Source organism: Mycobacterium asiaticum, from assembly GCF_001673315.1.
Lineage (GTDB): Bacteria > Actinomycetota > Actinomycetes > Mycobacteriales > Mycobacteriaceae > Mycobacterium > Mycobacterium asiaticum_B.
In genome coordinates this window covers 70,013-82,701 of record NZ_LZLQ01000059.1, presented here as the reverse complement: position 1 = coordinate 82,701, position 12,689 = coordinate 70,013, and the positions used below count along the sequence as shown (strand labels likewise).

Below are 12,689 nucleotides of genomic sequence, written 5' to 3'. Positions count from 1 at the left end.
CGGCTGCCCGCCGGGTGGGAAGCGGAGATGTCCGACGAGTACGAGTGGGCGCCGCTGCGGCTACCCCCGGACGTGACCCGGCTCAGCGCGTCCACGCGATTGTCCATCGAAGCGGAGTACCGCGGCTGGGAGTTGACCCGGGTACGCCTCTACACCGACGGCAGCAGACGGGTTTTGTTGCGTCGCAAAAAATCTCGCCTCGAGCAAGTACCCGATCAGCCGGAATCATGACGGTGACCGAAGACCGTCATCGCCTGTACGGCGTGCTGCGCAGCCTGCTGTTCACGGTTTCCGCCGAACGGGTTCACACCCTGGTGTTCGCCACGCTGCGGGGCGTCACAGCGGGTGCGCCGGTGCGACGCGCGCTGCGGCGTCGGCTGGCACCGACCGACCCGGTGCTGGCCAGCACGGTATTCGGAGTGCGCTTCCCCGGTCCGCTCGGCCTGGCGGCCGGATTCGACAAGGACGGCTTAGGGCTATCCATCTGGGGCCCTTTGGGTTTCGGGTATGCAGAAATCGGCACCGTCACCGCTCACGCCCAGCCGGGCAACCCGGCACCGCGGCTGTTCCGCCTGCCGGACGACCGTGCCCTACTGAACCGGATGGGCTTCAACAACCACGGCGCCGGGGCGTTGGCCGCGCGCCTGGCACAGCACGTCCCCGACGTCCCGCTCGGCATCAACATCGGCAAGACCAAAAAGACGCTCGCCGCCGATGCCGTCGACGATTACCGGGCCAGTGCCCGGCTGTTGTCTCCCCTGGCGTCCTACCTCGTGGTCAACGTCAGCTCACCGAACACCCCGGGACTGCGCGATCTGCAAGCGGTCGAGGCGCTGCGGCCCATCCTGTCGGCGGTGCTGGCCGAGGCTTCCTCGACGCCGGTGCTGGTCAAGATCGCGCCGGATCTGGCCGACGCCGAGATCGACGACATTGCGGACCTGGCCGTGGAACTGGGACTGGCCGGCATTGTCGCGACCAACACCACCATCTCCCGGGACGGGTTGCGCACCCCCGGCGTGGAAGCGCTCCGTGCCGGCGGCATCTCCGGGCCGCCGGTGGCCGGCCGTGCGGTCGAGGTGCTGCGTCGCCTCTATGGCCGGGTCGGTGACCGGCTGGTTCTGATCAGCGTGGGCGGAATCGAGACCCCGGACCAGGCTTGGGAACGAATCACCGCGGGAGCGTCACTGCTGCAGGGCTATACCGGTTTTATCTACGGCGGCGGCTTGTGGGCCAAGGAGATTCACGACGGCATTGCGCACCGGTTGCACGAGGGCGGGTTCGCCTCCTTGCAGGACGCGGTGGGGTCGGCGGTTGCCCGGCCGGAGAACCCGCCGGGTTGAAGTCAGCCCGCCGGGCCAGGAGGTCGGAGAAACGGGCTGGTCAACTCATACCTGACCATCGCGATTCGAGCCTCTACTTGCTCCAAGCCATGCAGCAGCCACACCGCGTCCGATGTGGCTACACCTCGGTCAATGGCCGCACAGAGCCGATCTAACGCCGCATCAAGGCGGTCAGATATCAAATCAACTTGCTCGTAGGTGTTTTTCGAACGCATGCCCGGAAGGCTAACCAGGGCTACCGACAATTCGGTTCAGTACGCTGGCGTCAACCGTGGCACAGCTGGTCTGCGACGAAATCCATTGTGCGAGCGTGCCATTCACGCCAACGGCGCACCATGTGGTGGCCCACACCGTCGATGCCCACCCACTGCGCATCCAGCCCGCGCTGCCGGGCCCGCAGCGTCTGCGCACGCGAAATCTCGGGGTCGGTTCGGGTGTCGGCGGTACCGTGCACAACCAGCAGTCGCGTCCCCACCGGGATCAAATCGGCTTTGTCTCCGTACCACCACGGCGCCAGGGCTACCACAGCCGCGATGCCACCTTGGGCGGATAACTGCGCAGCAACCCGCGCCCCCATTGAATGACCTACCAAAACAACGGCTTTCGGCTCATAGCGGGCGCGAATCCCGCGCAGCACATCCTCGGCATCGCGGACCGGGTCCTGCCGCGGGCTGTTCCAGCCGCGCAGGCGGTACTGCACCCGCACCACTTTGACGTCGCGTCCCAGCCGGCGCTGTAATGCGCGGGCCAGCAACATCATTCGCAAGTTGGCTGGGTGCCACCACCGCGACGGCTCGTCGCTGCGCATCCTGCCGCCCGGCAGAACCAGCACACAGGCGCGCAACGTCGCGGTTATGTCTGTTCGTAGGTCGCGTGGATGACGGCCCGGGCGATGGCGTGCTGGAACAGGTTGAAGCCCAGATAAGCCGGGGCGGCGTCCTTGGGAAGATCCAGTTTGTCGACGTCGACCGCGTGCACCGCGACGTAGTAGCGGTGCGGGCCGTGGCCGGGAGGCGGTGCGGCACCGATGTAGCGGCGCTGCCCGGCGTCGTTCGCCAGCGTCAGCGCACCACCGGGCAGGTCGCTGCCGTCGCCGGCGCCGGCGGGCAAGTCGGTGACGTCGGCGGGCAGGTTCGCCACTGCCCAGTGCCAGAACCCGGATGCCGTCGGGGCGTCGGGGTCGTACACGGTGACTGCGAAGCTGCGGGTCTCCTCCGGGAAACCAGACCAGCTGAGTTGCGGGCTGACGTCCTGCCCACCCGCGCCCATGATTCCGCTGACCTGGGAGTTGTCCAGCGGCTGCCCGTCGGTGATCGACTCCGAGGTCAGGGTGAACGACGGCAGCTCGGGCAGCGCGTCGTAGGGGTTGGGCACGGTCATGATCGGTCCTCTCGTGTGATCAGCAGTGGGTAAGGAAGTGCGCCAGCACCTGGGTGCCGAACCTCAACGCGTCGATGGGTACCCGTTCGTCGACGCCATGGAACAGCGACGAGAAATCCAGGTCCGGCGGCAACCGGAGCGGGCTGAAGCCGAAGCAGCGAATTCCCAAGCGCATGAAGGACTTTGCGTCGGTACCGCCGGACAGCATGTAGGGCACCGTCCGGCCGTCCGGATCGACGCTCAACACGGCGGCGTTCATCGCGTCGACCAGTTCGCCGTCGAAGGATGTCTCGTAGGGCGTCAGGTTGCGGATCCATTCGCGGGTGACGTCGGGTCCGAGCAGCGCGTCCACCTCGGCCTCGAAAGCGGCCAGCCGTCCGGGCAGCACGCGACAGTCCAACACCGCCTCGGCCGTTGCCGGCACCACGTTGGCCTTGTATCCGGCCTTGAGCATTGTCGGGTTCACGGTGTCGTGCAGTACCGCCTTGAGCATCCGGGCCATCGGCCCGAGTTTGTCGATCACGCCGTCGAGGTCGGGTGACTCGATGTCGAACGTCAGGCCGGTCTCGTCGCTGACCGCCGCCAGAAACTCGGCGACGGTGTCGGTGACCACCAGCGGAAACTGATGCCGCCCCAGGCGCGCGACGGCTTCTGCGAGAGCGACGACCGCGTTCTGATCGTGCACCATCGACCCGTGTCCGGCCCGGCCACGGGCGGTGAGCCGCATCCACTGGATGCCCTTCTCGGCGGTCTCGACCAGATACAACCGACGCTCACCGCCATCGCGGCGTGGCACCGTCAACGAGAACCCGCCGACCTCGCCGATTGCCTCGGTGACCCCTTCGAACAGATCGGGCCGATTGTTGACCAGCCATTGCGCCCCATAGGCGCCCCCGTGTTCCTCGTCGGCCAGGAATGCGAAGACCAGGTCGCGGGGTGGCACGATGCCGGCCCGCCGGAAGTGCCGGGCCAGCACCAGCGTCATGCCCACCATGTCCTTCATGTCGACGGCGCCGCGACCCCACACGTAGCCGTCCTCGATCGCCCCGGCGAACGGGTGCACGCTCCAATCGGCGGGCTCAGCCGGCACCACGTCGAGATGCCCGTGGATCATCAGCGCACCGCGCGACGGGTCCGCGCCCGGGAGGCGGGCAAACACGTTGCCTCGGCCCGGTGCGCCGGACTCGACGTACTCCGTCTCGTAGCCGACCTCGGCGAGTTGCTCAGCGATCCAGTGGGCGCACTCGGCCTCGCCTTTTGTCGTCGCAAGGTCGCCGGTATTGGTGGTATCGAACCGAATCAACTGGCTGACCACTTCGGCCACATCATCGGCGGGGTCGCTGGGGCGGTCGCCCGATGGGGCATTCGCTCCAATCTCACGGGTCACAGTCACCCTTACTACCACTGGTCTGGTGATGGCGGCGAGGCGGCAGGCGAGTTACCGCCGAGTCCGTTTGGGGCGGTGCGCGGCGATCCGATAGCCTTAGCTGCCAACTCAGGTTGGTCTGGTCCGAGTGGCGGAATGGCAGACGCGCTAGCTTGAGGTGCTAGTGCCCTACTAATGGGCGTGGGGGTTCAAGTCCCCCCTCGGACACAAAATCCCCGGCAGCATCAGTGCAGCTAGACAGCGGTTATGCGACGTGTACCGCGCCGGTCGACCGGCTCTTTGGACACGCTTTGGACACTAACTGCAATTTTCGCGTCCAGATTGACGGCCACCGCATCGAGGTCACTGTCGAACAGGTCGGCGTAGATCCGCAGCGTCACGCTCGGATCCTGATGACCGAGCATCCGAGACACCGCAAGGACGTTCGCGCCTGAACTGACCGCCAGACTCGCGCACGTATGCCGAAGATCGTGCGGCGTGATGGTCTGTACTTCGGCGCGCTCTACGGCCCTGTTGAACCACCCCGTCGAGTCGTAACTCGGCCGCTTCATGTAGCCACCCCCGCGGGCAGGGAACAGCAGATCGCCGGCACCGCGATCCTCGCACCGGACCGCCAGCCGGGACAGCACCGACGCCGCAACCGGCACCATCCGGCTTTCCTTGCCCTTCGTCTGCCCGACCTCGAACTCTTGCCCGACCTGAACAGCATTGCGGTGCACAGAGATTCGACGTTTCAGGAACTCAACGTCGGCGACAGTCAGCGCGATCGCCTCACCCCACCGTAGGCCGGTGAACGCCAGCGTCAGCACCAGATCGGCGTAGCGGCCGGACTCTTCGGCGAGCCGGCACACGTCTGTCTCGGTGAGGTAGACGTGGCGCTTCGGCGCCTTCGTCGGCTTCTCGCCGCGCTTGAACCGGCGGGCCGGATTGAACGCGAGCGCGCGGTGCTCGATCGCGTCGTCGAGGATGCCGGCCAGGATGCCGACCGCGCGGTTGACGACGGTGGCGCTGGCCCCGTCGCGGGTCATGGCCGCGGCCCACGCCTTCACGTCCAGAGTGTCGACCTTGCCGACCGGGACGCCGGCCCACTTCGGTTCGATGTGTTTGCCGTAGGCGTACGCGATGGTCCGGTAGTACGACGGCGAGAGCGTCTGTTCCTGTCGTGCCAGCCATCCGACCGACAGGTCGCCGACCGTCACCCGGCCGCGCGCCGGCGACACGTAGGCCCCTTCGGCCTTCGTCGTCTCGACCTTCGATGCCCACGCGGACGCGTCGCGCTTCGTCGTGAATCCGCGCTTCCGACTGGTGGCGCCGTTCGGCTGCCGGTATCGAACTTCCCACCGTTCGCCCGCGGCCGTCGGGTAGCGCTTAATCGTCGCCATTGGGCGAATCCATCTGGTCGATCATCTCGCGCATGGCTGACCTGAGCCCGCGTTCGCTGAGTAGTCGCTGCTCCATCGTCTTCGCGGCCCACGTCGGCACCGCGCGGGCATAGAACGCGAGCGCGGATTCACCCGAGTCCGGCAACGGCAGGTCGCCACCTATCCACTCCCATGCGTACCCGGCAGGCACCTGCTCGTTGCACCCGGTGAGCGTCACCGCATCCTCAGCGCTAGCGCTTTCAGGCATCAAGAGCGTGGCGGGTGAAACCCCAAGCGCCACAGCAATACTCACTAGATCGTCAACGTCCACCCGACGCGTCCCATCCTCGATCCTTCGCAGACCCAACGGTGGAATCGGCCGGCCGAGCGCTTCCAGTCGACGCGAAAGCTCCGTGACCGGGATGCCCAGCACGTCGTCTCGGATACGCCTGATGTTCGACTGCACCGTCTCGCCGGTCGCGTCGAGCCGGCGACCCGCCTTGTCCTGACTTTGCGCCATGTCACACGACATTAGGTGATCAGATTTGATCTGTCACCTACTCACTCTTGACAAACTACACACCTGTGATTCAACCTGATCGCCATGACGATCAAAACTGATCATCTCGACGATCAATCCCGAAAGGGCAGCTGGTGACTATCCCGATGACTCCGACCGCGCTGGACCGCCTCATCGCCGACCTCGAACGGTCGATTCCCACAGAAGCACTCCCGCCAGTGGCGACCGGCAAGCACGTCGCCGCGGTCATGGGCACGACCGAGGGCGCGCTCGCACAGGACAGGTATCAGGGCAAGGGAATCCCGTACACCCGCATCGGAAGCCGGATTCGCTACCTCCGGGCTGACGTGCTCGGGTTCCTGGCGTCGAACCGTGTCGACGGCACCCGGTGAGAACCGCCGAAGCGCACGTGATCGCGGCACGCCTCGCGGGAGCGAGTGAAGTGTTCCCGATCAAGCAGGCCGACGACTGGGATTCGACCGCGCGCGTCACCGCGACCGGCGACGCGATCACCGTCGTAGTGACGGACCACATGGGCCGAGCCACGCGCGAATACCGGGCGGTCATTCAACAGGTCGCCGCGGGCCCGTAGGCGCCGCGGCCCGATGAATCACTTTCTCCCAACGATGAAGCGAAGGACGCGTGATGGCAGGCGACGAGTTCGGCGGGCTCGCCCCCGTTGACCGGGAACGGCGCACTGGCCCATGCGACGTTGGCCTGGCCGGAACGAACGGTCAGCCATGACAAGCGCGGCGACGTTCAACAGTGCGGCGTGGCGCCGGCGAGTGATCGCGATGCCCAAGGGCGCCCTATCGCCCTCGCAGAAACTCGTCCTCCTGATGTTGGAGACATTCGCCGACTACCGGGACGGAACCAACGCCCATCCCGGCATTCAGATGTTGGCCGAATTGTGCGGGCTGACAACGAACGCCGTCGGGCCCGCGCTGCGTCATGGCCGCGATTTGAACCTGATCGAGCGGACCGAAGTAGCAAACCGCGGGGGCGGCAAAGCCGACGTCTACCGACTCATTCTTGCCCCCACGGCCGTTGGGGTAACTGCGCCACTTACCCCCACGGCCGTTGGGGTAAGTACGGCCGATTACCCCAACGGTGACGATGCGATTACCCCCACGGCGACGGCCCGATTACCCCAACGGCCGTTGGTACCACCAACTCAAGACCAACTCAATACCAATGGGTTGTCGCCTCAGCCGGGTACGTCACCAGGGCAGCCGGGTCGGTCGACAGACGAAACGACGGAACCGGCGGATCGGCAACCAGCGAACCGCAAACCGCCGTCATGGATTCGCGGACCCTTCGGGCCGCGCTGTCGGGCCCACGGCCACCACAAGACCGCACCCGCCGACTGCGATCGCGGCCAGGACGCCGCGATCGCTGCCAGGAAGTCCGCATGAGCCGGCCGATCCCAGCGGCGTACCGCGGCGCCATCGAATCGCCGTGCCCGACGTGCGGCGCCGAACCGGGAGAGTTCTGCCTCATCGACGACGACCGCCGCGGCCCGCGCCGGCGACGGGTGCCGTGCGTCCGCCGGTGCCCGCCAAGCCCGCCCGACGTCGAGCACCAGGCCGCGCCGGCTCACCTGACCCGCTCGTTCAGCGAGCCCCTTCGTCCGCACTATGACAGCCAGGAGTAACCCGTGACCATCGAACCGTTCGCCGACGAACACGCGGCGCTCGAAGCCGGCGAGTCACGCCACTCGGAGCTCGAAGCATGACCAACTGGAACACCCTGCAACCGCTGCTCGCCGGCATTCCCGCGCTGCCGGGTGCGCGGTGCAAGGGCCGCAGTGATCTGTTCGAGCGGACCATCCGCCAACGCGGCGCCAGCGGCCGACTCGACAGTGCCGAACTCGAGAACGCTCGCTGTGAGGCGCTGCGGCTCTGCAACGACAGTTGTCCGGCACTTGCTGCCTGTCGTGCGTGGCTGCAACGCCTGCCGGCGACACGGCGCCCGCGCGGAGTCGTCGCCGGCCTGGTCATCACGTCGTCCGGGACGCCGGCCAGGCGCACCGACTCCGGGGCGGAACCGTGAGCGACGAGTCTGGCCTGACGCGCGTCGGTCCCGTCGTGGTCCTCTCCGGGTCCGCGCTGCGGTTGGTGCTCGAATGCGCCGCGATCGCCGTCCGGCACCGGAAGATGACCGCCGGCCTGCCGTTCTCGACGCAACCCTACGAGCTTCTGGCCTGCGAACTTCGCGCCGCGATGGCCGCAGACGGTCACGCGGACGTCCGCGCTGGCGCCGTCAGCGATCCTGTGCCGGTGGACGAACAACCGACCGTGCCGCTCGCCGAAGCAGCTGCCTTCCTGGGCATCTCGCACAGGCAGGCCCGCCGGCTCGCCCCCCAACTCGGAGGCCGCAAGGTCGCCGGCAGCTGGTTCGTCGAAGAGACGGCCCTACGCCAACACATCGAAGGAAGGCCATGAACCGACAGGAACGAGCCCGCGTGATCGCCTCGTTGACCGACGACGAGCTACGGCAGCTTCGCGGACGTCTGAAAGACCCCGACACGCGCGACGCCGACAAGCGGTTCGCGCAAAACCTGTTCACCGGATCGAACGACGCCGGCGACCAGGACGACGACGACCAGGACGACGGCGAGTACACCGACGAACAGCGGCAATGGGCGCGAGAACTGTTCGCCACCCTCGACGACGAGAACGACGGCTTCGCCGGCCTCTCGAACGGCCGAAACGTCTCCCGCACGACACCCTGACCGCCACCCGCACACACCCGAAAGGACTCCCCCACATGATGCGAATCTCGGCTCACACCAGGGCCCAAGCCGTTACCAATGCCGCCAACACGCTCCACGTCGCACTGCCCCCCGCCTACGTCGAACAGTTCGCCGAGGCGGAAGCGTTCACGGAAGCGGCCAACCAGACCGTTTGCAAGCCCGAGACTCTGCACCGCGCCGTCCTCGACGCCATCCAGGAAGGTCGCAACTACGTCACCGACCCGGTGATTCGGATGATGGCGCTCAACGCGCAACTCACCGAGGGGAACATCCTCGCCGCCGCACGCAGCCGCGCCGAGCAGTTGAAGTTGGCCGCACTCGGCGATCACGCCGGCGACATCCTCGACGGGTGGGCCGACGCGCTCGACGAGCACTCGGCGAAGCTCGCCGCCGCCGCGGACGCCGGCGTGAACCTGAACGACGCTGCCGGCGCCGTCGCACGCGGCGGCGCCATCATGTCCCACCTGCACAACGCGCAGGTCGCCGTGCGGGCGTGGACCACGGCGACGAACGGCTTCTACGCGCTGGCCGCGGTCGCCGGCGTCAGAAACAGCGCCGACTCAGTGACCGTCCTGACCCCCGCGCGTCTCGCCGACCTGGCTCCGGCGTACGAGATGGCGCGAGACGAGCGCGCCCGCGAGGTCGGCGTGTGGGTTCTCGCGCGCTGCGGAATCCCGCTGCGACTCGCGAATCTCGACGAGTTCAAGGCGCGCGCCGCGCAGATGAAGGCAGACGCCGAAGCCGAGGCCCGCGGCCTCGCCGCACGCGCGAACGCCGCCGGCTTCAACCGCCGGTAGGGCAACCACGATCACCTGACGGCCGGCGCGGGACGGAAGTCCCGGTTACCTTCCTGGCGCGCCGGCCGTCAGGCCCAGCACCACGACGAGGACCAGGCCGTGAACACAATCCACGAACAGCGCGAAGCGTTCGCGCTACTCGACGACGCGATCGGCGCACTGCTCGCCACCACACGCGACCCCAACGCCGCGACCGTTGACGCCGTGCTGATCGTCGGGGTCCAGCGCGCCGAAGACCACGGCGCCCACGTCGACCTGTTCCCGCGCGCCGGTGCTCAACCCGCCGCCATCCGCTGGCTGATCGAGAAGGCCGGCAAGCTGCTCGACGACGAGCACAACGACATATGCGCGCACTGCGGCCACGCGCCCGCGTACCTGCACGGGCACAACGGCAACGTCGTGACCCACTGGCACACCGCGCAATCATGCCCCGACGGCTCCGGGCGCACCGCCAGCCTGCCCACCGATCAGGACGACGCGACGACGTGAACACACCGCCCGCCGACTGGCGTCCACGCTGCGACGCCTCGCACCCCGAGCCCCAAAAGCCGCCAGCGCCGACCCGCAACGCGGCACACAGGCACCCAGGGCGGGTGACCCCTACCCCGGTCCCGCAGCGCCCCCCGAGGCATTGGCGCTGCCCCCTCCTCGTTTCCCCACAAAAAAGACTGCTGGAAAGGAGCGAGCCGTGCCGCGCAAAGCTGACGTGCCGTGCGTCGTCTGTGGCCGGCTGGTGCCGACGTACCGGGACTCTGCGCCGGCCGATCGCCGGCGTTGCGGAGTGTGCGTGAAGGCCGCGTCTGAGCAGTGGGAGCACGGCACCCGCCGGGGGTACCGGCAGAAGCGGTGTCGCTGCGACGAGTGCCGCGCGTGGAACAAGACAACGCAGACGGCGTACGCGGCCGGCTACCGCGCTCGGACTGGTGTCAGCGTGCGCACAAAGTATCGCCGAACGGCACAGGACGCGATCGCGGCGACGCCGATCGAGCCGAGCAATTGAGCACCGGCCGGCCGCGGCGACGCCCCGGTCCTGGTCGTTGTCGCAGGCGCCGTCCTGGTCGTCGGCGTGGGTCCGCCGGGCTGGGCCCACGCGGCTGCATCCTTGAGGAGTGACGTCGAAGCGCGCTGAGTACATGTTCGCGCTCTACTCGGGTTCGCTCGCCGATCCGGGAGACTGCAACCCGTATGCCGGCGGCGAATCGCTGTTGCTGCCGAAGCTTTGGATGCGCGGTTACATGCGGATGCTGCGGGTACGGATCGAAACCGGGCCTGCCATGCAGACGTACCGCGGGGCGGACACCGGCCGCGACCCAGCTGGCTGATTACGACACCGGTAGGACCTAGTGCTGAGCGGGGGTGCCGTCCGGTGCTTGGCGCGGCTAAGTCCTGCGGCCCGCGCCGTCACCCGGCGCGCCGTTAATGACGTCGATCAGTGCATCCTCGGCGGCGCCGATCGCGTCCCAGGTCTCTTGAGTGAAGACACCGACATGCGCCAGCAGCGCATTGAACACCTGCTCAGCTGCCTTTCGACCCTCCTGATCGAGCACCATGCACACCGTCGAAAGGGTGCGTCGAACATCGGCGGTTTCCGACGGTAGAAGGTCCGAGTAGTCGGCGCCGTCGGGCACTTGATCTCGACTCTCGGTCGCCAACATCCAAACGGCCGAGACGAATTCAGCGCCAAGCTCGCGGCGACGGTCCAGAACCCGCGCCTGGTGCTCGAACTCGCGGTTCGCCGCCGCGATTCGATCCTGGCGCGCATCGGCCCGCCGCTGCGTGTACACGACCCCGCCAACACCGACGAGAGCGACGAGCAACGCGGGGATGCCGCCGATCAACACACTGGCGAGTGTCACATCTGCCACAAGTCGATTACTCGTTGTCGGCGTCGGCGAGTTGTCGACCGGCCTTGTCGGCGTCAGCTAGCTCGTCCAGCAGATCGCGGACCCAGACCTCGGTGGGTCTCATCACGGCCACCCCGTCGACTGTTTGACCGATCGGGAAGCCCTCGTCGTGGGTCATCAGGTAGCTGCAACCGAGCCGAACGGCTGCCGCGAGGTGCGTCGCATCTGCGCCGCCGAGTCGCTTGCCGGGGGCGCTGAACTCCTGCCACAGCCGGGCCAGGCGGGCAGCATCGCGGCCCAGGAATCGGTCAACGTCCGTCCACACCGTCGAAGCGGCGGTAAACCATCCGCGGACTTGCTCGTTGACCGACTCGTCGCCGTCCCGCACGATCGGAATGCAGTTCACCTCCGCCTCAAGGAGCGCCGACGCCGCGAGGGTGATGCGGTCGGCGTTTACGGCATCGAGGAGCGCTTTTGCGCTCTCCCAGCGCGGTCGCTGTGTTTCCTTATGCTCGGCTTCGTTCTTGGCGAGCAGGTCGATATAGACGCACGTGTCGATGTAGACGAGCGGGGTCGGTTCCGATGCGCTCGACGTCCATGCGAATGGCCTGGCCGCGAGCATTGCGTTTGATTTTCCCGCCGAGCGTCACGCGGCGACGCCACACGTCCCCCGCCACATCGGCGAGGGACGCAGGCGCCTCGCCGTCGATCGCCGCCCGAGTCAGTTCGTCACGGATCGTCAGCTTCACCCGACCGGCGCGTAGCTCCTTGACCCCAAACACACGGCCGGTGACCGTTCCCCACGAAATTTCAAATGGCTTCACTGCTGCGGCGGCGTTGTCCTTGACCGACTCGTCGAGGTCGACCTTCTCGCCACGCTCGCCGTTGTACGTCGCTAGCGAGACGCTTTGAACGCCGTCGCGCGGTACAGAAAGGCCAGCGAGCCGGTTCACGGTGGCCGGTGTGAAAAGCCGCGGCACGGCGGGAACCGATTGGAGGACGTGAGCACCATCGACGAGCGCCTGGACCGGCACGAGCATGTCCGATAGATCCCGCTTGGCCTGCACGTTGCGCGCCTCAAGACGCACGATCAAGTTGCCGCGGCGATGGCGCAGGGACGCAAGAACCCATGTCGCTCGCGTCTCGTTGGCGATGTACACCTCGTCGATCTCGCGTAGCGACCGCACGATCTCGTCGAGCGTGCGTGTGAACCGCGACACCTCGGCGCGTTCGCGTCCCTGGTGCAGCGTCACCTCCAAGCCCGTCGCCGCCATGCGCCCACGGTAGCGGCGCGCGGTGACTGTC

General features: G+C 67.3%; 20 protein-coding genes and 1 tRNA gene. 13 read left to right on the top strand and 8 right to left on the bottom strand.

Features of this window, described 5'->3' with window-relative positions:
- Positions 1-27 precede the first annotated feature (27 nt).
- Together A5636_RS09445 and A5636_RS09440 are read left to right on the top strand one after the other, a co-directional pair.
- The gene (locus A5636_RS09445; RefSeq protein ID WP_065158374.1) at positions 28-231 is read left to right on the top strand and encodes a DUF5703 family protein; all 204 of its coding nucleotides are present in this window, start codon (positions 28-30) and stop codon (positions 229-231) included.
- The gene (locus tag A5636_RS09440; RefSeq protein ID WP_065158373.1) at positions 228-1,340 is read left to right on the top strand and encodes a quinone-dependent dihydroorotate dehydrogenase; all 1,113 of its coding nucleotides are present in this window, start codon (positions 228-230) and stop codon (positions 1,338-1,340) included. Before A5636_RS09445 ends, A5636_RS09440 begins: the two co-directional genes overlap by 4 nt.
- Positions 1,341-1,605: 265 nt before the next feature.
- On the opposite strand, the gene A5636_RS09430 is transcribed toward A5636_RS09440, so the two are convergent.
- The 3 genes from A5636_RS09430 to A5636_RS09420 are packed head-to-tail and all read right to left on the bottom strand — an operon-like array spanning position 1,606 to position 4,107.
- Positions 1,606-2,172, bottom strand: a complete 567-nt coding sequence (locus A5636_RS09430; RefSeq protein WP_253900548.1) for an alpha/beta hydrolase family protein — start codon at positions 2,170-2,172, stop codon at positions 1,606-1,608.
- A 20-nt stretch (positions 2,173-2,192) separates the two neighbouring features.
- Positions 2,193-2,723 (bottom strand): YbhB/YbcL family Raf kinase inhibitor-like protein, encoded by a 531-nt coding sequence (locus A5636_RS09425; RefSeq protein ID WP_155763721.1) that lies wholly within the window; start codon positions 2,721-2,723, stop codon positions 2,193-2,195.
- Positions 2,724-2,739: 16 nt separating this feature from the next.
- On the bottom strand, positions 2,740-4,107 hold the full coding sequence (locus A5636_RS09420; protein WP_065158369.1) for a M20/M25/M40 family metallo-hydrolase: 1,368 nt from the start codon (positions 4,105-4,107) through the stop codon (positions 2,740-2,742).
- A gap of 121 nt (positions 4,108-4,228) precedes the next feature.
- On the opposite strand from A5636_RS09420, the gene A5636_RS09415 reads away from it, so the two are divergent.
- Positions 4,229-4,314: transfer RNA gene (locus A5636_RS09415), tRNA-Leu, on the top strand.
- A gap of 26 nt (positions 4,315-4,340) precedes the next feature.
- On the opposite strand, the gene A5636_RS09410 is transcribed toward A5636_RS09415, so the two are convergent.
- Together A5636_RS09410 and A5636_RS26795 are read right to left on the bottom strand one after the other, a co-directional pair.
- A complete protein-coding gene (locus A5636_RS09410; RefSeq protein ID WP_065158368.1) occupies positions 4,341-5,489 on the bottom strand; it encodes a site-specific integrase in 1,149 nt (382 codons plus the stop codon).
- Positions 5,476-5,988 carry a helix-turn-helix domain-containing protein gene (locus tag A5636_RS26795; protein WP_065158395.1) on the bottom strand — a complete coding sequence of 171 codons (513 nt, stop codon included), beginning with the start codon at positions 5,986-5,988 and terminating at the stop codon, positions 5,476-5,478. Before A5636_RS26795 ends, A5636_RS09410 begins: the two co-directional genes overlap by 14 nt.
- Positions 5,989-6,122: 134 nt before the next feature.
- Between A5636_RS26795 and A5636_RS09400 the strand changes: the two genes are divergently transcribed.
- The 10 genes from A5636_RS09400 (at position 6,123) to A5636_RS09355 (ending at position 10,862) form a co-directional block, all read left to right on the top strand.
- Positions 6,123-6,380, top strand: coding sequence for a helix-turn-helix domain-containing protein (locus A5636_RS09400; RefSeq protein ID WP_253900547.1), 258 nt, complete (start codon positions 6,123-6,125; stop codon positions 6,378-6,380).
- Complete coding sequence (locus A5636_RS09395; RefSeq protein ID WP_065158367.1) at positions 6,377-6,580, top strand: hypothetical protein; 204 nt, start codon at positions 6,377-6,379, stop codon at positions 6,578-6,580. Before A5636_RS09400 ends, A5636_RS09395 begins: the two co-directional genes overlap by 4 nt.
- A 148-nt stretch (positions 6,581-6,728) precedes the next feature.
- The gene (locus A5636_RS26065) at positions 6,729-7,403 is read left to right on the top strand and encodes a hypothetical protein (RefSeq protein WP_155763719.1); all 675 of its coding nucleotides are present in this window, start codon (positions 6,729-6,731) and stop codon (positions 7,401-7,403) included.
- Positions 7,400-7,642, top strand: a complete 243-nt coding sequence (locus A5636_RS26060) for a hypothetical protein (RefSeq protein ID WP_155763718.1) — start codon at positions 7,400-7,402, stop codon at positions 7,640-7,642. The genes A5636_RS26065 and A5636_RS26060 overlap by 4 nt, the downstream gene beginning before the upstream one ends.
- Before the next feature lie 77 nt (positions 7,643-7,719).
- Positions 7,720-8,040 carry a hypothetical protein gene (locus A5636_RS09385; RefSeq protein ID WP_065158365.1) on the top strand — a complete coding sequence of 107 codons (321 nt, stop codon included), beginning with the start codon at positions 7,720-7,722 and terminating at the stop codon, positions 8,038-8,040.
- Positions 8,037-8,432 (top strand): hypothetical protein, encoded by a 396-nt coding sequence (locus A5636_RS09380; RefSeq protein ID WP_065158364.1) that lies wholly within the window; start codon positions 8,037-8,039, stop codon positions 8,430-8,432. Before A5636_RS09385 ends, A5636_RS09380 begins: the two co-directional genes overlap by 4 nt.
- Positions 8,429-8,722 carry a hypothetical protein gene (locus A5636_RS09375; protein ID WP_065158363.1) on the top strand — a complete coding sequence of 98 codons (294 nt, stop codon included), beginning with the start codon at positions 8,429-8,431 and terminating at the stop codon, positions 8,720-8,722. The genes A5636_RS09380 and A5636_RS09375 overlap by 4 nt, the downstream gene beginning before the upstream one ends.
- A 35-nt stretch (positions 8,723-8,757) precedes the next feature.
- Positions 8,758-9,540, top strand: coding sequence for a hypothetical protein (locus tag A5636_RS09370; RefSeq protein ID WP_065158362.1), 783 nt, complete (start codon positions 8,758-8,760; stop codon positions 9,538-9,540).
- 99 nt (positions 9,541-9,639) lie between these two features.
- Positions 9,640-10,029, top strand: a complete 390-nt coding sequence (locus A5636_RS09365; RefSeq protein WP_065158361.1) for a hypothetical protein — start codon at positions 9,640-9,642, stop codon at positions 10,027-10,029.
- A 620-nt stretch (positions 10,030-10,649) separates the two neighbouring features.
- A complete protein-coding gene (locus A5636_RS09355) occupies positions 10,650-10,862 on the top strand; it encodes a ribosome modulation factor (protein WP_253900546.1) in 213 nt (70 codons plus the stop codon).
- A gap of 57 nt (positions 10,863-10,919) precedes the next feature.
- On the opposite strand, the gene A5636_RS09350 is transcribed toward A5636_RS09355, so the two are convergent.
- From A5636_RS09350 to A5636_RS26055, 3 genes are read right to left on the bottom strand one after another with little or no spacing between them, the layout of a single operon-like run.
- Positions 10,920-11,405: a hypothetical protein gene (locus tag A5636_RS09350; RefSeq protein ID WP_065158358.1), complete on the bottom strand. Its 486-nt coding sequence runs from the start codon at positions 11,403-11,405 to the stop codon at positions 10,920-10,922.
- Between the two features lie 7 nt (positions 11,406-11,412).
- A complete protein-coding gene (locus A5636_RS25370) occupies positions 11,413-12,006 on the bottom strand; it encodes a type II toxin-antitoxin system VapC family toxin (protein WP_081287696.1) in 594 nt (197 codons plus the stop codon).
- A complete protein-coding gene (locus tag A5636_RS26055) occupies positions 11,891-12,658 on the bottom strand; it encodes a hypothetical protein (RefSeq protein WP_065158356.1) in 768 nt (255 codons plus the stop codon). Before A5636_RS26055 ends, A5636_RS25370 begins: the two co-directional genes overlap by 116 nt.
- Positions 12,659-12,689 lie beyond the last annotated feature (31 nt).

Coding starts and splice junctions, on each gene's coding strand:
- A5636_RS26060 (WP_155763718.1), top strand. CDS start 7,400: ATGAGCCGGCCGATCCCAGCGGCGTACCGCGGCGCCATCGAATCGCCG.
- A5636_RS26055 (WP_065158356.1), bottom strand. CDS start 12,658: ATGGCGGCGACGGGCTTGGAGGTGACGCTGCACCAGGGACGCGAACGC.
- A5636_RS09410 (WP_065158368.1), bottom strand. CDS start 5,489: ATGGCGACGATTAAGCGCTACCCGACGGCCGCGGGCGAACGGTGGGAA.
- A5636_RS26795 (WP_065158395.1), bottom strand. CDS start 5,988: ATGGCGCAAAGTCAGGACAAGGCGGGTCGCCGGCTCGACGCGACCGGC.
- A5636_RS09385 (WP_065158365.1), top strand. CDS start 7,720: ATGACCAACTGGAACACCCTGCAACCGCTGCTCGCCGGCATTCCCGCG.
- A5636_RS09375 (WP_065158363.1), top strand. CDS start 8,429: ATGAACCGACAGGAACGAGCCCGCGTGATCGCCTCGTTGACCGACGAC.
- A5636_RS25370 (WP_081287696.1), bottom strand. CDS start 12,006: ATGCTCGCGGCCAGGCCATTCGCATGGACGTCGAGCGCATCGGAACCG.
- A5636_RS09440 (WP_065158373.1), top strand. CDS start 228: ATGACGGTGACCGAAGACCGTCATCGCCTGTACGGCGTGCTGCGCAGC.
- A5636_RS09370 (WP_065158362.1), top strand. CDS start 8,758: ATGATGCGAATCTCGGCTCACACCAGGGCCCAAGCCGTTACCAATGCC.
- A5636_RS26065 (WP_155763719.1), top strand. CDS start 6,729: ATGACAAGCGCGGCGACGTTCAACAGTGCGGCGTGGCGCCGGCGAGTG.
- A5636_RS09445 (WP_065158374.1), top strand. CDS start 28: ATGTCCGACGAGTACGAGTGGGCGCCGCTGCGGCTACCCCCGGACGTG.